This window comes from Paenibacillus sp. 2003 (assembly GCF_031455635.1).
Lineage (GTDB): Bacteria > Bacillota > Bacilli > Paenibacillales > Paenibacillaceae > Paenibacillus > Paenibacillus amylolyticus_B.
The window spans coordinates 200,312-221,124 of record NZ_JAVDTB010000007.1 but is presented as its reverse complement, the minus strand read 5'-3'; the positions used below and the strand labels follow the sequence as shown (position 1 = coordinate 221,124).

The window sequence follows — 20,813 nt, the reverse complement described above, 5'->3', positions numbered from 1 at the left end:
TTTATTCTTCAGTTTGGTTCTGCACCCTACGTTATTGTGTGTAATATTAGATTTCTTATATAAAAAAGCCGTGCACAGATTTTTTATTTACTATCAGATCATGAAGACCCTAGCGCACTGAGAATAATTATTGCATACGGATAATTTTTGTTCCGATGATTTCTCCGCCGAGCACTCGGCTCAGGATTTGGGGTTCGCTGCCGTCTACGATGACGACTTCACGTACTTGGCCATGGATACATGCGATAGCTGCACGTACTTTGGGAATCATGCCGCCATAGATTTCTCCGGTCTGGATCATGTCCTCAATCTCTTGTACAGATACGGATGGCAGTACTTTTTTCTCGCCGCCTACGTTCTTCATGATGCCAGGAACGTCTGTCACGACAATCATCCGACTTACGCCGAGATGAGACGCCACTGCACCCGCAGCTGTATCAGCGTTGATGTTGTAGCGTTGTCCGGTGGCATCCACACCAACTGGCGCGATGACCGGCATGTAACCCATGTTCACGATGCCTTGGATAATCTCTGCGTTCACACCCGTGACATCGCCTACCCAGCCGATCTCTGCGTGATTTGTAACAGGTTTAGCCTGGATCAAGCCACCATCCACGCCAGACAAGCCTAGTGCACGACCGCCCACACGTTGGATCAGGCGCACGATCTGTTTGTTGATACTGCCTGCAAGCACCATCTCCACTACATCCAGCACAGGTTCAGTTGTTTTGCGCAGGCCATTAACGAATTCGGTTTCGATACCAAGCTTCGCCAGGTTATCCGAGATCGCAGGGCCTCCACCATGCACGATTACCGGCTGTGTGCCCTGAGATTGCAAATCACGCAGATCCGCAAAGAAGGACTCTGGCAATGCCGCCAGTGTGCTGCCTCCACATTTCATGACAAACATCTGTTTCTCTGTGCTCGCTTCCGTTGCGGTACTCTTGTTTGGCATTGTTGAATTCATGGGGGCAAGCTCCTTTCATTCAAATATTCTTAAAGGCTTAACACTTAATTGATGCGATATTCGTTGGCTGACCGTTCCGAATCCGGATCGTTCTTTTGATCGCTGTTGTCTCCAGGTTTTTTGATTCCCTTTATAAAGGGGAAACCCGGAGACAAAGGCGAACGCTTCGCTTCTACAGAATCGATTCCGTCTTCTCCACTGCCTTCGCCAGTTATCTCAAAGACCAAATAAAGTTCAATCCTTATAGATTTTCTATATATTTACGAAACAGCTTCTCATAGGGAAGCTGTTAGCTTCAATAGAATAAATGCTAAGGCGTATTACGTACGGTATGCTGCGTTAATTCGGACGTAGTCATACGTCAGGTCACAGCCCCAGGCTGTTGCTGTTCCTTCGCCGTGGTGCAGATCCACCACAATGCGAACTGTATCGGTCTGCAAATAGGCCAATGCCAATTCTTCGTCAAACACGACTGGACGGGACTGCGCGAGTACCGAAATATCTCCCAAACGAATATCCACCGTATCCGGGTTAACCGGTTGTCCTGCACGCCCCACGGCTGCAATAATCCGTCCCCAGTTGGCGTCCGCGCCAAACATGGCGGATTTCACCAGACTGGACCCGATGACAGTTTTGGCAATGGCTTGCGCGGATTCATCACTTACCGCACCTGTAACTTCTACCTCGACCAGCTTGGTTGCTCCTTCACCATCGCGAGCAATGGCTTTGGCCAGCACTTGGCATACATAGGTGAAGCCGGCTGCAAAAGCTTCCCAATCCGGGTGCTCCATCGTCAGCTCTTCATTACCTGCATATCCACTGGACATAGCTACCAGCATGTCGTTTGTACTTGTATCCCCATCGACGGTAATCATGTTGAATGTATGATTGGTTGCCTGGCGCAACAGGCGCTGCAACGCTTCTGCACCAATGACCGCGTCAGAGGTCATGAAAGCGAGCATTGTCGCCATATTCGGATGAATCATACCCGAGCCTTTAGCGGCTCCCGCAATCGTAACCGTCTTGCCGTTAACCAGAACGGAGACGCAGGCTTCCTTTTTCACCAAATCCGTTGTCAGAATCGCTTGTGAAAATTGTTCCGCCTCATTCGACTCCTTGCCCATATGCGCTGGAAGTCCGGTGATGCCTGAATGTACAGCATCCATTTTGAGCAATTCCCCAATGACACCTGTGGATGCCACAGCCACGTCCTCTTCCGCCACACCCAACTCACGCGCAGCAGCCGAACGCATCGCATAAGCATCTTCTTCCCCTTGTTGCCCTGTACATGCATTCGCATTACCACTGTTAACGATAACAGCCTGAAGGCGTCCATTACTCAAGCTTTCGCGCGTTACTTTAAGTGGTGCGGCCTGAAACACGTTCGTTGTGTACACAGCAGCAGCTGTAGCTGGTACATCACATCGAATCGCTCCGATGTCATTACGAGATGTCTTTTTTAATCCGCAGTGAAGTCCACCAGCAGTGAATCCCCCAGGGGTTACAATTGTTCCGTTCTCAACCACGGTAAAAGTCTGTTGCTCCACATTCGTTCCCATATCATATCCCCCGTATGCGTTCAGCTATATGCTGATGATCGCCTGCTTAACCTGATCCGTTCTCCCTAAGTTGACTCCGAGAAAGCACTCTACACCGAATGTTCCAGCACTCCTCCTGAATTCCAATCCCTTATGGATATACCGGTGTCATGTTCAGCCCGAGGTTCTCCTCCCATCCCATCATCAGGTTCATATTTTGAATCGCTTGCCCGGATGCACCCTTCACCAGGTTGTCGATGACCGAAATAATGGTCAAACGCCCTGTGCGAGGATCTACCGCAAATCCGATATCACAATAGTTGGATCCGTACACTTCTTTAGTAGAAGGCCAAATGCCCGGTTCACGTACACGTACGAAAGGTCTGTTCTCATAATATTTGCGGTATAAATCTACGATCTCCCGATCGCTGTGTTCCCCAACGAGTTTTGCATACATCGTACTCATGATCCCACGTGTCATAGGCACCAGATGTGTTGTAAAGGTAACCGTAACAGGCGTTCCCGTTAGATCACCAAGCACTTGCTCGATCTCGGGAATATGTTGATGTTTATTCAGTTTATAGGCTTTTAAATTCTCATTCATCTCTGCATAATGGTTTGTCAGACTTGTTCCGCGTCCTGCTCCAGATACGCCTGATTTGGCATCAATTATAATAGTAGAAGGATCAATCCAACCTGCCTCTACTGCAGGGATCAGTCCAAGAAGTGTAGCCGTTGGATAACAGCCCGGGTTGGATATAAAATTCTGTCCCTTCACTTCTTCGCCATACACCTCAGCCATGCCGTATACCGCTTGTTCCAGCAAATCAGCTGGTGGCGCCGGATGTTTGTACCACTCTTCGTACACCGCTCCATCCTTAAGTCTGAAATCGCCAGACAGGTCAATCACCTTAAGTCCTGCTGCCAGCAAGCTTGGTACGAGCTTTGCACTTACGCCGGACGGGGTCGCTGTGAATACCAGATCCGCACGACTCGCAATTTCAGCCGGATCTACACCGTCGAGTGGCCTGTGAATCACGTCCGTCAAATGCGGAAATCCATCTGCGATGGACTCACCACTGCTCGATGATGAGATCACCGATGTGATTTCAACCAACGGATGGTTCTGGAAAAAACGAATCAGCTCCACCCCGCCGTAGCCGGTGGAACCGACGATTGCTACTTTTAATTTGTTATTCACTCTCGCTCCCCCAATCTCGATGTATGCGCTACTTGTGCTATGTCCTTGCCTGAAGGATACTTGAACACAGCAATTCCGTCGCTTATATGCATATTTGTGTATTATTATACGACTCTGGTTATATAAATACAACACTCTATCATCAATTTCACATGGATTTCCATCCAATCCGAACATATCTTTTTTACTATCCGGGACGAATAGGTATACATCTGTTAAAATACGTATTAGTAGGAAACATTACAATCAGGGTCTCATTCATAACTAACCTGCTAATCAAGGACATATGAATAGATTCATGATGGTCATTATGAGACGTGGGGGACTATAGTGCATATCGAATCCATTTTACTTATTGTACTCCTGGGCCTGAATATTATTTTTGCCGCAGCAGTCGTCTTCTTCGAACGGAAGGATGCCAGCGCTTCCTGGGCTTGGCTGCTCGTCTTGAACTTTATTCCGGTGTTTGGGTTTGTACTTTATCTTTTAACCGGTCAGAATCTGACCCGATACCGGCTTTTCCAGTGGAAAGAACGTAAGAAGCTCGGGCTAGAGGAACGTATTGAAGCCCAGCTCACGCAGTTACACGATAACCGCACCCCTTTCCGCAACCAAGCAACCGAGACTAGCCAGGACATGATCTATATGAACCTGAAGCAGAACGGCGCTCTGTTAACGGAGGATAATGCGGTTGAGATCATTACGGACGGAACAGACAAGTTCCAACGGCTCTTGGACGACATCGAAGCGGCTCAGGATCACGTGCACGTACAATACTACATTTATAGAGGCGACCGTCTGGGCAAAAGAATCCGGGATGCACTCATCCGCAAAGCGCGGGAAGGCATCAAAGTCCGTTTACTGTATGACGCGCTCGGATCACGGCGGGTATCCAAACGCTTTTTCAAAGAATTGCGCGAAGCAGGCGGTTTGGTTGAAGTCTTTTTCCCATCCAAATTCAGTCTGATCAACTTGCGTATGAACTACCGGAACCACCGGAAGATTGTCATCATCGATGGTAACCTTGGGTACACGGGCGGGTTTAATGTCGGAGATGAGTATCTCGGCTTAAACTCGAAATTCGGTTACTGGCGTGACACACATCTGCGTATTCAAGGGAACGCCGTCCATGCGCTGCAGACCCGTTTTCTCCTAGATTGGAATGAAGCGTCCAAGCAACACGACACACCTTATGTTCCGGCGCATTTCCCTCATATCGAGGGCACAGGAAAGATTGCCATGCAGATTGTCTCCAGTGGACCGGATGCAGAGACCGAGCATATTAAGAACAGTTATCTTAAGATGATTAATGGAGCCAAACATTCGATTCTGATCCAAACGCCTTATTTTATCCCGGATGCCAGTGTATTCGAAGCTATTCGTCTCGCGTGTCTGTCTGGTATTGATGTACGCATTATGATCCCCAATAAACCCGACCATGCTTTCGTATATTGGGCTACGTTATCTTATATTGGTGAGTTGCTGAAGGTTGGCGCCAAAGTATTTATATATGATAATGGCTTCATTCATGCCAAAACACTTATCATTGACAGTTTGGTTGCATCCGTGGGAACCGCCAATATTGACTACCGCAGTTTCCGGTTGAACTTTGAGGTTAATGCTTTTATGTATGATGAAACGATTGCGACAGCACTTGTACAAACCTTTGAGCACGACCTGCATGTATCGCGGGAGATGACGCTCGATGAATACCAAAAACGCAGTCTGATTATCCGCTTCAAAGAAGCCATTTCCCGTCTGTTGTCTCCGATTCTGTAGCGGTGGCACTCCAATGACAGAATCGCCTTCCGAAGTAGCTTTCTTCAGAAAGCTTTTAGGCGAACGTTTCGCTTCTTCAGGCTATTTCTGTCCTCTCAGTGATCGTGTTTAGTTGAAATTATAGTAATAGTAAAAAAACAGGCATATCCTCTCCCGCCATTTCGGAGAAGGATGTGCCTGTTTTTTTCTTGTCTTGAACTTCCAAACTTTTGAGCCCTACACGTCTCACTTGCTATTTTTCACACCGTTCACACATGCTCTCCCCGCTTAAAACCTTCGCCTAGCACTTCGTGCGCGTTACTGATAATGACAAAAGCTCCCGGGTCCACAGACCGGATCAACGCTTTGAGTCTTGGTACCTCATTTTGCCCAACCACTACCATCAGTACGGTTCGTTGGTCGTCGGTGTAACCGCCTTTGGCCTCCAGCTTTGTTAATCCACGATCCAGATCATCCAGAATCACTTTGCTAATCGCTTCCGTCTGGTTGGAGATAATATACGCCACCTTGGAGAAGCCCAGCCCCATCTCAACGGCATCGATCACTTTACCGGTAACATACAACCCAATCAGCGCATAGAGGGACTGTTCCAATGACAATACAAAAGCAGCCATAATAATAACAGTGGCATCCATAATTACGACACACAGAGAATAACTCAGTCCGCTGTATTTTTGTACGATTCTGGCAAGAATGCTCATGCCACCTGTTGATCCTCTACCACGATATACAATGCCGATCCCTAGACCAACACCAATCCCGCCATACAGTGACCCTAGTAACGGATTCGTTGTTGGAATCGCCCAATCCTTCGTAAGATAGACTAGCAATGGCAGGACAATACTGCCCAATACGGAGCGAACACCATACTGCTTGCCTATGAGCAGGAAACCCGCAATCAAAAGTGGGATGTTAATTGCCCATTGGGTATATGCAGGCTCCCAATTAAGCCATTCCTTGCCCAGGATCGATAACCCCGATACCCCACCTGAAGCGATCTGATTCGGTAATAAAAATAAATTAAAGGCCACTGCAATTAAAAACGAACCTAAAATGATAGATACCGTGTCCACGACGTTTCTCCATGGACCATTGAGTGGAATGAGGCTAGTTATCCTCTTTTTGCGGCTGTTGTGAAGTTGTGATCGTTGTTGCATGTTCTCGTGCTCTCCTTTGTTGTGACTGATCAGTTGTTTGTTCATGTTCTCTATATCTTATAAAATGATTCAAAAAAAAGCTCCTGTATACACCAGCATACGCCTACACGTATGGGTCCATACAGGAACTTATTTTAATCGGTTTCTACTTTAATCTGGCTACGCAAATAACCATCGATGAATGCATCGAGGTCGCCGTCCATTACTGCTCCTGTGTTTCCTGTCTCTACACTTGTACGGTGATCCTTTACCATACTATAGGGATGGAACACATAGGAGCGAATCTGGCTACCCCATGAAATATCCGACTGATCTCCTCGGATTTCATCCAGCTGTTGTTTTTGCTCTTCAATTTTACGCTCATACAATTTCGAACGGAGCATCGTCATCGCTCGCTCACGGTTCTTGATCTGTGAACGTTCATTCTGACACGTTACAACTACACCTGTCGGAAGGTGAGTAATCCGTACGGCAGAGTCGGTGGTATTGATATGCTGTCCACCCGCGCCACTTGCCCGGTACGTATCGATCTTGAGATCCTCTGTCCGAATATCCAATTCAATCGTGTCATCAATCTCCGGTACCACATCACAGGATACAAAGGACGTATGTCTACGGCCCGATGAGTCAAAAGGAGAGATACGCACCAGTCGGTGTACACCCTTCTCGGCTTTCAGATAACCATAAGCGTTATGTCCCTTGATCGACAACGTAACACTCTTGATCCCAGCCTCATCACCTGGCAGATAATCCAATACCTCAACCTTGAAGCCACGCTTCTCGGACCAACGTGTGTACATCCGGAGCAGCATCTGTCCCCAATCCTGGGACTCGGTACCACCCGCACCCGGGTGAAGCTCCAGAATCGCATTCATCTTGTCGTACGGCTGATTCAGCAGAAGTTGAAGTTCGAACTCTGCGACTTTGTTCACGATCGCTGTAATACTGTTACCAATCTCGGTAGCGAGGTCTTCGTCGCCTTCTTCATCCGCCAGCTCTATCATCATCACCGCATCATCATAATCCTGCTGAAGTTTGGTGTATTGATCCACAGATCCCTTCACCGCATTTAGCTCAGCGATTACGGATTGCGCCTTGTCACTATCATCCCAGAAATCCGGGGCAGACATCTTCACTTCGAAGTTGCCAATCATCTCTTGCTTCAGATCTAAGTCAAAGAGACCCCCTAAGGTTTGTTAGTTTCTTGCCTATTTCACGCAGGTCATGCTTCACGTTTGGATCGATCATGTGCAATTCCTCTTTTCATTAAGATAAGCTCCCCGCATCCAGGGGATTCCTCCAGATCAAGTAAGTGATGCGCCACCCTGGTGTTGAGACTACTGTTGTATCAGTATATCTCTTCTCCATGATCATGGTCATATTATTATAACTATGCACCATTAACCGGTTTTGCATCCTTCACTTCATCCTATGGAATGCCCGGCTGCAAGGAGCCGTTCATGTCATGCTATTTAAGTTGAGCCAGCAATCTTTACACCATATCACTCCGATTGCAGTAGCATCTTCCGATCGCCTACTCTTGACCGTGGCATTGTTTGAACTTCTTACCACTACCACATGGGCATGGATCGTTACGTCCGATTTGGTCAGAAACCTTCACTGGACGTTTCTCAGCAGGTTCACCGCTTGTCGAGATCTGGCTTTCCTCAACAACCGCTTGACGCTCCTGATTGCTCTCGATCTGTGCTCTCATCACATAAGTCGCTACTTCTTCCTGAATCGAAGCGATCATCTGATGGAACATTTCGAAGCCTTCGAACTGGTACTCACGCAGTGGATCTGTACCGCCGTAGGCACGAAGGTGGATACCTTGACGCAATTGATCCATAGCATCAATATGATCCATCCACTTGCTGTCTACTGCACGAAGCACAACCACTTTCTCGAACTCACGAACCATATCTTCGCCAATTCGCTCTTCACGTGCATTGTACTTGTTCTGAACTCTCTCGAACAGATACTCGATAATCTCTTCTGCTTCCTTACCCCACAGATCATCTTTTGTTACCGAACCATCATCCAGCAATTTGCTGTTCATGTAATCGGCAACTTCCTGCAGCTCCCAGTTTTCTGGAATATCGTCACCACAATGTGCTTCAACGATACGTTCAATGGAAGGTTTGATCATATCCATAACGATTTGTTTAATATTTTCGGACTCCAGTACCTCGCGGCGCTGTTTATATATAATTTCACGTTGTTGGTTCATGACATCATCGTATTGGAGAACGACTTTACGAACGTCAAAGTTGTTACCTTCAACACGTTTCTGCGCTGATTCTACTGCACGGGTAATCATCCGGCTCTCGATCGGTTGGTCTTCTTCAAAACCAAGGCGTTCCATCATGTTCAATACATTGTCTGCACCGAAACGTCTCATCAATTCATCGCCGAGTGACAGGTAGAATTGCGTTGAACCCGGGTCACCTTGACGTCCCGCACGACCACGCAGCTGATTATCAATCCGGCGTGATTCGTGACGCTCTGTACCGATGATATGAAGGCCGCCTACTTCAGCTACACCTTCACCCAAGATAATATCCGTGCCCCGTCCAGCCATGTTGGTTGCAATCGTTACTGCACCCGCTTGACCAGCTCCTGAGATGATCTCTGCTTCTTCCGCATGGTACTTGGCATTCAATACCTGGTGTTTTACACCGCGGCGTTTGAGCATGTCAGACAGGCGCTCCGAGTTCTCGATGGATACTGTACCTACCAGAACCGGCTGGTTCTTACTGTGACGTGCAACGATCTCTTCTACAACGGCATTGAACTTGCCATCGATGCTCTTATACACGACATCTGCCATGTCATCCCGCTTGTTTGGACGGTTGGTTGGAATTTGCAGTACTTCGAGACCGTAGATTTTTTTGAACTCTTCTTCCTCGGTTTTCGCTGTACCCGTCATACCCGCAAGTTTACGGTACATCCGGAAATAGTTCTGGAAGGTAATCGTAGCAAGCGTCATGCTCTCGTTTTGTACTTCAATGCCTTCTTTGGCTTCAATCGCCTGGTGCAATCCATCACTGTAACGACGTCCAGACATCAGACGACCTGTGAATTCATCAACGATCATAACTTCCTCATCACTGACTACATAATCCACGTCACGACGCATAATTACGTTCGCCTTCAAGCCCTGTACGATGTGATGGTTGAGAGTTACATTGGCATGATCATATAAGTTCTCGATACCAAATGCTTTCTCTGCTTTTGCCACGCCCGCCTCAGTCAACGCTACGGATTTCACCTTAATGTCTACTGTAAAGTCTTCTTCCGGCACCAAACGCTTCACAAAACGATCTGCTGCATAGTACATATCCGTCGACTTCTGAGCTTGTCCGGAGATAATGAGTGGCGTACGCGCCTCATCGACCAGGATGGAGTCTACTTCATCAATGATACAGAAGAACAGTGGACGTTGTACCATTTGCTCTTTGTACAGCACCATGTTGTCACGCAGATAGTCAAAACCAAACTCGTTGTTCGTTCCGTACGTAATATCACATGCATATGCATGTTGTTTCAAAGCATGGTCCATACCGCTCAGGTTAACCCCTACCGTCATGCCCATGAATTCATAGATTTGTCCCATTTCCTGGCTATCCCGCTGTGCCAAATAGTCATTGACCGTGACCACATGTACACCTTTGGACATCAACGCGTTCAGATATACCGGAAGTGTTCCTACCAGCGTTTTACCTTCACCCGTTTTCATCTCGGAAATACGGCCTTCATGCAGAGCGATACCGCCCAGCATCTGTACATCGTAGTGACGTTTGCCCAGTACACGGCGTGATGCCTCACGTACGGTTGCAAATGCCTCTGGAAGAAGCTCATCTGTTGTTTCTCCCTTTTCAATACGAGCACGGTATTCGTCCGTTTTACCTTTCAGTTGTTCATCAGACAACGCCTGAAATTGTGGTTCCAGTTTATTGATCACATCGACCGTCTTCATCAGACGTTTAACATCACGTTCATTCATGTCGCCGAAGATCTTTTTGACAAGTCCTAGCATGGTATACCCCTTTCGTGCAAAACAGAATAGACCCCCTGTTGCCGCCACGCGACACCATCGGATGGATGTTGTGCATCCACTTGCCCGGGGGTGACAAACAATATAAAAAGTAATATGGATGAATCAACTCCAGGCTTGCCAAGGGTTCCTCATGAAGCTGATTCGGTATTCAAAAGGATTCGGTTATTAAAAATCTAGCCGAAGCCCGAGCCTTGCGAATCATGTTCATGGTGCTGTGCCTGTCATTGATTATGATTAGCGATCATTCGTTGACAATTCCTCATCAGGACAATGATTCTCTTTGCATAAATTGTAACAGTTTGTAAGGGCCGCCGCAACACGCCACGGCACACTTCTTTGAACTTCTGAGACATATCAAATGGAGTTTAAGTGCAAAAAATCATAGTCGTTAGCGGAAGCGTTCGATTGTCATGTTTCGTTTTGCAGGATAGACAGCCCTGTCAACGAATTTTGATGGTAAATTTGGATGGAAGTCTCAATATCCAGTTCTCGAATGTAGGTATACGAATATTTTCGTAAGCATCGGAATCTGGCAGTAAACTTTTACAGTTTGTGCTTCTACTTACTATTTATTAGACGCAGCAGCATAGGGAATAGTTTCACCATTTTATTTCCAAAGGTGATTTCCCAGCTCCTCTACGCACAAAAGAGCCCCATCCCCTAAGGGATGGAAGCTCTTGTTAGTCTAATCCAGGAAACTACAGTCCCTGTCTTCATTATTATTAGATATTCATACGCATGTCCGATCCGATGATCCTGTACGTTAAGATTAACCTTGTTCGATCAATCCGTACTTGCCATCGTTCCGTTTGTAAACAACGCTAACTTCTTCACTGTCAATGTTGGAGAATACGAAGAAATTGTGACCAACCATGTTCATTTGGAGGATGGCCTCTTCCACGTCCATTGGTTTCAACATAAAGCGTTTAGTCCGTACAACTTCCAGATCATCGTCATCCGTGTCCGCATCCAGTTCAGCTGTAGCTACAGTACCTGTTGGATCTTCAACGAAGAGTGTTTTCAGGCTGCCTTCCTGGCGGAACTTACGGTTAATTTTTGTTTTGTGTTTGCGGATCTGACGTTCCAGCTTGTCCACCACGGAGTCAATGGATGCGTACATATCGTCGCTCTCATCCTCAGCGCGGAGCACAATGCCTTTCAAAGGGATCGTCACCTCTACCGTATGCAAACCTCTCGTCGTGCTCAATGTAACAGCACCGTCAGAGTTAAGGGGTGCATCGAAATACTTCTCGAGTCTACTCAACTTTTTGTCGACATAATCCTTCAAAGCATCAGTAACCTCGATTTGTTGACCTCGAATACTTAAATTCATAGGGCACTCCTCCTTTTTCCTTTGCCACTTCATTATAACACGAATGTAAGCGCCATGTAAAAACTCCCGGTGACCGAATAATGACATCTGTTGAAGCCACATCTGCCAACATAGGCATAACGCCATATTTCGCGATATTTCATCATATTCAGCCATAATCGAATATTTAGTTGGTATGAATTATTAGGCGCTTGATGATGTAATTAACCGTTTTTGAGCATACTCAATCTATTATGTAAAATGAACTTCAATCTATCTCTAAAATCTATCAAATTCATTAGAATAATGTTCTTCGGATGATCTTTAAATCTCGAATCTATCAAAACAAAAAAAGACCCCGAAACGTACCGGAGTCTGATGCTAGCGATAATTCAATTTGGTAACCATCTAACCATATATGTAGGTCGGATTGTCCGGATGATTATAATTTGATTACGTTAGCTGCTTGCGGTCCACGCGCGCCTTCGACGATGTCGAATTCTACGGATTGACCTTCTTCCAAAGTTTTGAATCCTTCGGATTGAATTGCGGAGAAATGTACGAATACGTCGCCGCCATCTTCAGTCTCAATGAAACCGTAACCTTTTTCTGCGTTGAACCATTTTACTTTACCTTGCATGCACTAACATTCCCTTCGTCATCAAATGAAGTGAAGCTTTCGGCCTTAACCTTAGCTCACAATTCAGATAATACCATCCAAAGTTATCCATTGTCAATTGGAAAAGTAAATGTTTTCTTGGAATTTTTTGTAGATTAATTGGGGATTGTGTTGAAAGGTGGGATAACTTGAATATATCAGGTAATTGGAGAGTTGATAAGTCTATTTTTGATGTATTAATGATAGGTGATTGGATGGGAGTTTATTGTTCAGATAACGAGTGAATGACATAATTACAAATTCATTTATTTCAATATTTTAGCTTGTAAGCCAGAATATAATTCCTTAAGATCAATAATACATTCCTTTGGCATTTACATATTGAAAGCCTCTGAAAAGCAACAGTAGATTCCAGACAATAAATTAGTAATACTAATACATATATAAAATTTTCAAACGAAGAAGACCCGTACTGAGTACGGGTCTTCAACTTTATTTCTACTTTCGTTTATCCATAAGGTAACTTTCAGTTGCATACTTATTTTCATATATACTACGTTGTGTTTTGGCTAAATTTCGCTGCAGCAACCATTCTTGTGCTTCATTTTTAACCGATAACATACGTTCTTGTATCATGACATCATAAGTCAAAATACGTTTGAGTTCTTCTTTTTGCAAATCATCCATCTTTTGCACGTCCATAATCAGCCGTAATTGTTGAACTAAATCTTGACGCTCATTAACAAAATATTCCATATCTTCAGAAGCCTTAGTGTTCAATTCATCTGTAAAATTCAGTGTTAAATCTAATAGTTGTTGGAGAAGAATATCCAACTCTGACTGATTTTCACTACTCATTTGATATATTTCCCGCCACTTGTTTACTAGCGACAACCCATGTTTCCCGCAATTCCTGCAAGTATCCCAATACTTCTTCTCCGTATTCGGTTTCTTTTTTTACATTTGCTTGAATTAGTAAATAGTTCATATACTCATAGAGCGAGAACAAAGTTTTAGCCACAGGATAGGATTGGTTTAAGGTAGACATCAACTCACTGACAATAGTCTGAGCTTTGCCAAGGTTAACATTCGCTTTAGAGTAATCCCTTGCTTCAATGCCTTCCATACCCGTTTTCGTAAATCTAATTGCTCCATCGTACAACATGATTACCAATTGACCTGGAGTAGAGGTTTGTACTGAAGATTGCTTATATTTCTCGTAAGGAGATGATATCATACTAAATTATTCCTCCTCATTAATTATTGAAAATAGCTTGCCAAACTGGAAGACTGCGATTGAAACTGACTCATTGCTTTCTCCATAGCAGCAAACTGCTTATAATAGCGTTTTTCCCAATCTGTAACTTTTCGTTCCATCTCAGATGCTCTTTTATTATACTGCTTCAATTGCTCACCCATAATACTTTCTGTTTTCAGCGTCATACTAGCATTAGAGTCCAATTTCGATGTACCCACTTTTTTAACTAGCATGTCTAGTGTAGAATTAAGCTCTCCACGCATTTCACTAAATAGAGGTTTACTATTTACATCAGAAACTGAGCCGCGGAATATGTTTAGAACTTTGTCAGGGTTAGTCGTAAGAGCATCCTTAAGTTTACTTTCATCTATCTGCAACTTACCTTTTTCATAATATTGTCCAGTTGTAATCCCTACTTCACTTAGCATTTTCAAGTTCCCTGTAACTACCGTCCTCATTGAGTTAACAGCCGCACTAAGAATTGAATCGTTCTTCAAGAGTCCACTTTTGGCTTTTTCTTCCCAATTCTTAATGTCGTCTTCTTTCATATCTTTCTTTTGATCAGCTGTCAAAGGTTGAAAATCACGAAACTTTTGCTCTGAGATTTTTCCATTTAACAATCCCAGTAATTCATTATATGTGTCAACAAAAGATTTTATGGTGTCTACAGCCTTGGTCGGGTCAGATTGTGTTGTGATTGTGGTAGGATTAGTTGCTGTCGTTTCTTCTAAAAATGTCAAGTTAATACCATTAATTTTTAACTTATTATCATTTAGTGTATATTTCACGGTATCTGTACCATTCGTTATTGAAACTTCACCAGCAGTAGGAGGAGAAATTGTTAATCCTAAAGCTGTACTCAGTGTACTAGGTTGCTGAGTACCACCTGTCCCCGTATCTGAAATGACTTTCCCATACTCTTTTGAAGTTATTGAAAGTTTCCCGCTAATTTCATCAAAATTTGCCGTTACCGTTGGTATGCTTGAATTAATGCGTGCTATAACAACAGATAAAGAATCTGTACTCAGAAAACTAACTGACTTATCATTGATATTCAAATCATATGAAGGAGCGCTTGTCCCTGTCAAATCTGCTAAAGTTGTATCCAGCGTAACCTTGGCAGTAGGTTGATTAGCGATTTCCAGTCTAGAATTATTTTGCATTTGAGCTTGTTTGGCCAACTTAATCTCTGTAATTGAAAAAGGAACCGAGCTCGCCTCAGATGTGGCTTCTGCCCTGACTGCCGTTGTATTACCACTTACTGTTGATTTTTGAGTATTCGTAGCATCAGAAAAGCTCATTTTTTGCAGCTTATCACTCAATTGAACAATTTTGCTATTTATCTCTCGATAGCTATCACGTGTCCATTCGAGAATTTGTTTTTGCTGATTCAACTTGTCTAATGGAACTCGTTTAACTGTCATAAGAGACTTAACCATACTATCAATATCCATGCCAGAAAAACCATTAATACGCATATTCATCTAAATTAACCTCCTTATACTTTTTCATCGACTATAATCCCGGCTATTTCCATCATCTTTGCTACCAAGTCCAGTGTCTTCTCTGGAGGAATTTCACGAATCAGTTCACCCGTTTCCTTATTGAGCACTTTGACTAAAATTTGGCGGCTCTTCTCATGGACACTCATTTCCAGAGTTGTCGTAGGGCCGGCCAGAGCTTTAACAGCCCTGTCTATTGCTTTAATAAGCTGCTCGTCTCCAAATGGAATGTTAACACCTTGCAGTTCAAGCCTGGATAACTCTGTCCCGCTTCTAACAGCTTGTAACAGAGCGCTGTCTTGTTTGCCACGGGATTCACCTTGAGTGCCATTTGCAACCGATGTGCTATTGGCAACATTGGTAGAAAGTGAAAACTGTATATTCATCGTTCATCCCCCGATGGAATTATTTATTATATTTATCGGTTATCGAGGATTGAGATTGAATAGATATTTATTAGTACAATGAATGTTTCTAAAATAAACATCTAGAATGTACTACATTCAATCAGATACTGAATACGTTGGATAGATTGAGAATGATCTCGTTTATGTTGCCCTTACTATTACCAAGAATGTGTAGCCAATACACTATTACATAACGATAGGATTGTATGCATAAATTATAGACATGAATAATTCCCCAAGTCTCCTCAAAAATTTTAAGCTATATTAGAGTTTAACTTTGTGTCACACTATCTTTTTCATATTGGCTAATTTGAAACTCGCATACCTCTCTAACACTTTTCCCCACCAAGTAATCAACATACCACTGAACTGTATAATCCAGTGCTTTATCGAGAGACCACTTGGGAAACCAGTTAAGGTGCTTCAGAGCCTTCGAGCAGTCCAGTTTAAGCATGTTTGCTTCATGTTTTGAATCTTGGTTTATAATGTTGTATCCCAGATTATCGTGAGGCCATTTGCTAAGCATCTGATTAACGATCCAATCAACAGATCTAGCATCATCATGCTGAGGTCCAAAGTTCCAAGCCTCAGCATAATTAAATTCTTCAGAGTATAAATTTTGACAAAGTAGCAGATAACCCGATAAGGGTTCCAGTACATGTTGCCAAGGACGAATAGCACCGGGATTACGAATATGAATCTTCTCTCCGTTAATCAGTGATTTAACAAAATCAGGGATGAGTCGATCCTCAGCCCAATCTCCTCCACCAATTACATTGCCAGCTCTCGCAGTAGCTACATTTATCCCAGAGGATTGAAGAAAAGAACGACGATATGCCGAGGTGATGAGTTCTGAGCAAGCTTTACTACTTGAATAGGGATCATGTCCACCTAACAGATCAATTTCTCTGTATCCCCACTCCCATTCCTGATTTTCATAACATTTATCTGTAGTAACATTCAGAATTACGCGGACCGATGAACAACTACGCGCTGCTTCCATCACATTAACAGTACCCATTACATTGGTTGCGTATGTCTCAACAGGACTTTCATATGATTTTCTAACTAGAGGTTGTGCAGCCATGTGAATAATGATCTCCGGATTAGCTCTATTTATAGATTGAGTAAGATTTAATAAGTCAGTAACATTACCGTCTGTAGTGGATTCAACTAAAACCTCTTCAATATTACCTAGTTTAAATAACGAAGGACTTGAAGGAATATCCAAAGAGTACCCCGTAACTTTCGCCCCCATATTATGAAGCCAAAGAGTCAGCCAACTACCTTTGAAGCCAGTGTGTCCAGTTATAAACACATTTTTCCCTAACCAAAAGTTACGATTCACGAAGCCTGTTTTCACCATATCAACCTCTTGACTTTCATATAAATTTAAATTCCAACGAAGTTCATTTGATATAATCCATAAGTATGGTTTAGTAATGATTTCAGATATTCCGTTTCTGTTTCCTCACCATTAGCTAAAAAACTTGCTAAATTACCAACCATCTGATCACTATCAGCACTTCGTTGTGGGGCATAGTTAATTATCGAAGTTGATTCAAAACCATATATCCTTGCCTGACTGCAAATTACTTCAGGGATGTAATGCTTACGATTATGAACAGAATGAGAAGAGTTCAACATTTCGTATAGCACTTCAATACTAATTCCGTTGTTAACCATAAAAATCAACTTGCCATTGGTATTCATCTTGTCAGCAACACTACTAAAAATAGTATCCAAATCATCTGAATACAAATCCAATGGTTTTTCAATATAAACTAAGTCAACATTGACGTTTTCAACAGAATGGAGTTGAATTAAATTGTCCAGTGTAATGACTTGCTCAGAAATACTTCTAACATCCAGATCATACTTTCTCTCCGTAGAACAAACAGAAACCATTGGTTTATTCCCATAACTTGACCAAATACGATTCTTTAATTGCAGTAAAGTAGCCCCACATTTTACATCAATGCCCAGAATCGAATTAACTCCTGAAAGTAATTTTTCATCAATATCGAGATAGGCTACATTCATACGCGCATCCAACCAAGCATCCAAATCGTATCTTTCCTGGAAAGTTACTCTTCCCTCTTCCAAGGAATTTGTTTGGTGGTCAACTACTGTAGTCAAACTACCGTAGTGATGAGTCACAGTATCACCACAATATACGAGCTTATATCCCGCTCGTCTAATTCTAAAGCTTATGTCATCGTCCGAAAATTCACCACGGAAAAAGCGAGTATCATAATAACCAATACGCTCAAGGAGAGCCGTGGGACAACATAAAACATTGGGCAATAGAACAACGCGTTCTTCCCATTTTGAAGGGTCACTTACATTGAATTCTCTTGCTCTTTCCTGAAAGTCCTCTTTGGAAACAAAAGGAATCGGAATTTCCTGCATATTAGATATAAAGGTCGCCCCTGGAGACACATAACCAATGTTAGGATCTGATTCAATACAAGTAATTAAATTTTTCAACCATTTTGGTGAAAAAATGAAATCGTTACATACTGCAGCAGAAAATTCACCTTCTGCTGCCATCAAGCCCATATTAAAACCTTTCACAACATGTAGGTTATGCTTCAAATGGATAACCTTCGCGCCTGGGATGGAGTCAAAATATTCCTTTGTTCCATCAGTTGATCCATTATCCACTAAGATCAATTCGAACTCCACATCATCCGTGTTAGCTATAATACTCTCCACACAATCACGTGTATAATTTAAATTGTTGTACGCAACCAAGATGACACTTACTTTACATCTAGCAACATCCCTTTTTGCGGCAATTTCATTATGATCAACGATTCCTATTTCAGGATAAAAACGCGGGTAATCGCCTTTATTCACAAAATTTTCTACAATATAGGCGATTTCTAATTCTAAAATACGGAATAGAGAGCGAATATGAAAGCGAAAATCATATATACACATTTCTAATTCATCATTCAATACATTTTGTTTGATTTGATCAATATAAAATATTATATTAGCATTGATCTCTCTAATTCGGTGTGGTAGATCAACGTTCGATGTAGCATTTTCAAGTGCGAAAAGTAGATTAACCAAGTTATCTAATATTGTGATCTCAAAAGATCCTAGTTCGCAACGATAGATATAATCTTCCAAATAATAGATAGCCTCATGTCCAGATTCTAAAGTTTCAAGGATCTGCGTTGCTGTATAATTATTCATCTTTTGCTCCTCTCACAAAATCATTCCATCGGTGTTTATATTAAAGTCCTTCCATTGCTCATCTTTATGAGAAATAATGAGATCATTCTTAAGTGGCCATTCTATCCCAAATACTTCATCATTCCAACGAACTCCAGACTCATGAGAAGGAGTATAGTACTCACTGACCATATAATGAATGCTAGTGTTTTCTGTAAGCGTCTGATATCCATGGGCAAAACCCTTTGGTACATATAAAGATAAGCGGTTTTCCTCAGATAGAGTTAATCCAAACCAGTTCCCGAATGTGCTGCTCTCACGGTTGAGGTCAATGATAACGTCGTAGATGGCTCCTTGAAAGCAAGAAACAATCTTTTCCTCGCAGAAGGGGGGCAGTTGAAAGTGCATTCCTCTCAACGTGTTGGAATGACGGTTAAACGCAACATTTGATTGAACCATATCAAAATGAATACCATGCTCCAATAATGTCTTTTTGCAGAAGGCTCTTGCAAAATAACCCCGACTGTCCTCAATAGGCTCCATTTCCAATATCGCTGCCTGGTGCAAAGGTACAGGCTGAACTAACATTATTTATTCTCCTTAAAGTGCCATAATTTTTATTTCTGTTTTCATTCGACTAATTCATGGTCTTCATTTATTTGGTTGATGTAAATAAGTATTTTTATGTTGTAACAGTTTGGGACTAACGTCATTACATATTTTAAACAGCGTAGAGTTAAGAATTGAAGTATCTTTAACAGCAAGCATGTTAAACCCATGAGGGGGGCCTTCCAGAAACACTCTATTTGGAGGAATAATCTCAATCGGCATATCTGTCATATCAACATTTGAATTGTAATCTCTTATCGCAAAAACAGAATATCCAAAATCATTTAAGAACTGAATTATTTCACTGTTCTCAAGGCCATTACTCCAATCCACATAGCTCCTATGCACTTCAAAAATAATGATTGGTGCATCTGGAGCAGGAAGCTCCAATTGACCCTGAGCTCCTTGTAAAACAGAATACTCTAACCCCTCAATATCGAGCATAATCAGATCAAGTTTTTTTATCTCTTGTTTTTGTAAATAGTCAACTATCGATACTGTATTAAAAATATCTTCGTCATTCTTAGTAGAGTTGTGTATAACAGACTCCGCATGAGCAAATGAATCTTCACCTACGAGGCGAAAGGAATTATCACTATCTTTCCAAAGCCCCATTCTCCATGTTTTAATGTTATTAATCCCGTTGATTTCAGCATTATGATTAAGCATATTAAACTGATCAAGATTCGGTTCGAATGCATGTACAACTCCATTGTTCTTCTTAATTTCGTTAGCCAAAAGTATAGCTTGATCACCGAAATAAGCGCCACCAATTAAAATTTGCTTGAAATTTTTAGATAACAGCAATAATAATTTTGTTGTTTGAGGTTCCCAAACATGATTAGGTATTTCTGGAGTTGACATTAAAAAATCCCTAGCAATTTTAGTTCTATAGTAAAAATCAAATACCAAACCGTTAGAAAGTTGCTTTCTAAGTATAATATTCTCATTATAAATAGTATCTAAAATGGGCCCTGTTATTTCATCCCTAATACTTCCTTCAGGGTAATGAACCAATTCTTCAATTTCCTTAAGCCAGGCCAGCGTCCTGCTTTCTGTTGCATCGTTTTGTCCAATGAATAAAAGAGCTTGATGCAATTTACTTAACGATTCCATAATTACCTTCCTTTGCCTACAATGTATTATGATAGAATTATTAAATAATTCTATCATTGGAAATTCCATAATTTTTATATATAGTTTCAAAGCATCTACTGT

18 protein-coding genes are annotated in these 20,813 nt (G+C 42.6%); 1 reads left to right on the top strand and 17 read right to left on the bottom strand.

Going from position 1 to position 20,813, the window contains the following annotated elements; genetic code table 11:
- Positions 1–127 precede the first annotated feature (127 nt).
- The 4 genes from argB to argC form a co-directional block, all read right to left on the bottom strand.
- Entirely contained in the window at positions 128–967 is an 840-nt protein-coding gene (gene argB, locus J2X75_RS23965) for an acetylglutamate kinase (protein WP_124116494.1), read from the bottom strand.
- 44 nt (positions 968–1,011) lie between these two features.
- Positions 1,012–1,194, bottom strand: a complete 183-nt coding sequence (locus J2X75_RS23960; protein WP_307541820.1) for a hypothetical protein — start codon at positions 1,192–1,194, stop codon at positions 1,012–1,014.
- A 93-nt stretch (positions 1,195–1,287) separates the two neighbouring features.
- A complete protein-coding gene (gene argJ, locus J2X75_RS23955) occupies positions 1,288–2,526 on the bottom strand; it encodes a bifunctional glutamate N-acetyltransferase/amino-acid acetyltransferase ArgJ (protein ID WP_310340848.1) in 1,239 nt (412 codons plus the stop codon).
- A gap of 130 nt (positions 2,527–2,656) precedes the next feature.
- Entirely contained in the window at positions 2,657–3,706 is a 1,050-nt protein-coding gene (gene argC / locus J2X75_RS23950; protein WP_310340845.1) for an N-acetyl-gamma-glutamyl-phosphate reductase, read from the bottom strand.
- A 330-nt stretch (positions 3,707–4,036) separates the two neighbouring features.
- On the opposite strand from argC, the gene cls reads away from it, so the two are divergent.
- On the top strand, positions 4,037–5,485 hold the full coding sequence (gene cls, locus J2X75_RS23945) for a cardiolipin synthase (RefSeq protein WP_076209833.1): 1,449 nt from the start codon (positions 4,037–4,039) through the stop codon (positions 5,483–5,485).
- Between the two features lie 248 nt (positions 5,486–5,733).
- Here the strand turns inward: cls and J2X75_RS23940 are convergent, their stop codons facing one another.
- The 13 genes from J2X75_RS23940 to J2X75_RS23880 all read right to left on the bottom strand — a co-directional run bounded on the left by J2X75_RS23940 (position 5,734) and on the right by J2X75_RS23880 (position 20,711).
- Positions 5,734–6,642 carry a YitT family protein gene (locus J2X75_RS23940; protein WP_091036576.1) on the bottom strand — a complete coding sequence of 303 codons (909 nt, stop codon included), beginning with the start codon at positions 6,640–6,642 and terminating at the stop codon, positions 5,734–5,736.
- 134 nt (positions 6,643–6,776) lie between these two features.
- Positions 6,777–7,890 (bottom strand): peptide chain release factor 2 gene (gene prfB / locus J2X75_RS23935; protein ID WP_124116498.1). Its coding sequence is split into 2 segments (ribosomal slippage): positions 6,777–7,817 and positions 7,819–7,890, totalling 1,113 coding nucleotides; the frame shifts between segments, so codons are not numbered across the junction.
- Positions 7,891–8,176: 286 nt separating this feature from the next.
- Positions 8,177–10,681, bottom strand: coding sequence for a preprotein translocase subunit SecA (gene secA / locus J2X75_RS23930; RefSeq protein WP_310340840.1), 2,505 nt, complete (start codon positions 10,679–10,681; stop codon positions 8,177–8,179).
- A 790-nt stretch (positions 10,682–11,471) separates the two neighbouring features.
- A complete protein-coding gene (gene hpf / locus J2X75_RS23925) occupies positions 11,472–12,035 on the bottom strand; it encodes a ribosome hibernation-promoting factor, HPF/YfiA family (protein ID WP_047840659.1) in 564 nt (187 codons plus the stop codon).
- A 421-nt stretch (positions 12,036–12,456) separates the two neighbouring features.
- On the bottom strand, positions 12,457–12,654 hold the full coding sequence (locus tag J2X75_RS23920) for a cold shock domain-containing protein (RefSeq protein WP_024631599.1): 198 nt from the start codon (positions 12,652–12,654) through the stop codon (positions 12,457–12,459).
- A gap of 477 nt (positions 12,655–13,131) precedes the next feature.
- A complete protein-coding gene (locus J2X75_RS23915; protein WP_310340837.1) occupies positions 13,132–13,491 on the bottom strand; it encodes a hypothetical protein in 360 nt (119 codons plus the stop codon).
- Positions 13,484–13,870 carry a flagellar export chaperone FliS gene (gene fliS, locus J2X75_RS23910; RefSeq protein WP_310340834.1) on the bottom strand — a complete coding sequence of 129 codons (387 nt, stop codon included), beginning with the start codon at positions 13,868–13,870 and terminating at the stop codon, positions 13,484–13,486. The genes J2X75_RS23915 and fliS overlap by 8 nt, the downstream gene beginning before the upstream one ends.
- 23 nt (positions 13,871–13,893) lie before the next feature.
- Positions 13,894–15,375, bottom strand: coding sequence for a flagellar filament capping protein FliD (gene fliD, locus J2X75_RS23905; protein WP_310340832.1), 1,482 nt, complete (start codon positions 15,373–15,375; stop codon positions 13,894–13,896).
- A gap of 14 nt (positions 15,376–15,389) precedes the next feature.
- Positions 15,390–15,779, bottom strand: coding sequence for a flagellar protein FlaG (locus J2X75_RS23900; protein WP_310340830.1), 390 nt, complete (start codon positions 15,777–15,779; stop codon positions 15,390–15,392).
- A 292-nt stretch (positions 15,780–16,071) separates the two neighbouring features.
- Positions 16,072–17,166, bottom strand: coding sequence for a CDP-glucose 4,6-dehydratase (gene rfbG, locus J2X75_RS23895; protein ID WP_310340827.1), 1,095 nt, complete (start codon positions 17,164–17,166; stop codon positions 16,072–16,074).
- A 26-nt stretch (positions 17,167–17,192) separates the two neighbouring features.
- On the bottom strand, positions 17,193–19,007 hold the full coding sequence (locus tag J2X75_RS23890; protein ID WP_310340824.1) for a glycosyltransferase family 2 protein: 1,815 nt from the start codon (positions 19,005–19,007) through the stop codon (positions 17,193–17,195).
- 12 nt (positions 19,008–19,019) lie between these two features.
- Positions 19,020–19,574, bottom strand: a complete 555-nt coding sequence (gene rfbC, locus J2X75_RS23885) for a dTDP-4-dehydrorhamnose 3,5-epimerase (protein ID WP_310340821.1) — start codon at positions 19,572–19,574, stop codon at positions 19,020–19,022.
- Between the two features lie 63 nt (positions 19,575–19,637).
- Entirely contained in the window at positions 19,638–20,711 is a 1,074-nt protein-coding gene (locus J2X75_RS23880; protein WP_310340819.1) for an FkbM family methyltransferase, read from the bottom strand.
- Between the last annotated feature and the right edge of the window lie 102 nt (positions 20,712–20,813).

What these genes read in the sequence shown, in the direction of transcription:
- argB (WP_124116494.1), bottom strand. Translation starts at nt 967, where the DNA reads ATGAATTCAACAATGCCAAACAAGAGTACCGCAACGGAAGCGAGCACA.
- argJ (WP_310340848.1), bottom strand. Translation starts at nt 2,526, where the DNA reads ATGGGAACGAATGTGGAGCAACAGACTTTTACCGTGGTTGAGAACGGA.
- J2X75_RS23940 (WP_091036576.1), bottom strand. Translation starts at nt 6,642, where the DNA reads ATGCAACAACGATCACAACTTCACAACAGCCGCAAAAAGAGGATAACT.
- secA (WP_310340840.1), bottom strand. Translation starts at nt 10,681, where the DNA reads ATGCTAGGACTTGTCAAAAAGATCTTCGGCGACATGAATGAACGTGAT.
- hpf (WP_047840659.1), bottom strand. Translation starts at nt 12,035, where the DNA reads ATGAATTTAAGTATTCGAGGTCAACAAATCGAGGTTACTGATGCTTTG.
- J2X75_RS23920 (WP_024631599.1), bottom strand. Translation starts at nt 12,654, where the DNA reads ATGCAAGGTAAAGTAAAATGGTTCAACGCAGAAAAAGGTTACGGTTTC.
- J2X75_RS23915 (WP_310340837.1), bottom strand. Translation starts at nt 13,491, where the DNA reads ATGAGTAGTGAAAATCAGTCAGAGTTGGATATTCTTCTCCAACAACTA.
- fliS (WP_310340834.1), bottom strand. Translation starts at nt 13,870, where the DNA reads ATGATATCATCTCCTTACGAGAAATATAAGCAATCTTCAGTACAAACC.
- fliD (WP_310340832.1), bottom strand. Translation starts at nt 15,375, where the DNA reads ATGAATATGCGTATTAATGGTTTTTCTGGCATGGATATTGATAGTATG.
- J2X75_RS23900 (WP_310340830.1), bottom strand. Translation starts at nt 15,779, where the DNA reads ATGAATATACAGTTTTCACTTTCTACCAATGTTGCCAATAGCACATCG.
- rfbG (WP_310340827.1), bottom strand. Translation starts at nt 17,166, where the DNA reads ATGGTGAAAACAGGCTTCGTGAATCGTAACTTTTGGTTAGGGAAAAAT.
- J2X75_RS23890 (WP_310340824.1), bottom strand. Translation starts at nt 19,007, where the DNA reads ATGAATAATTATACAGCAACGCAGATCCTTGAAACTTTAGAATCTGGA.
- rfbC (WP_310340821.1), bottom strand. Translation starts at nt 19,574, where the DNA reads ATGTTAGTTCAGCCTGTACCTTTGCACCAGGCAGCGATATTGGAAATG.
- J2X75_RS23880 (WP_310340819.1), bottom strand. Translation starts at nt 20,711, where the DNA reads ATGGAATCGTTAAGTAAATTGCATCAAGCTCTTTTATTCATTGGACAA.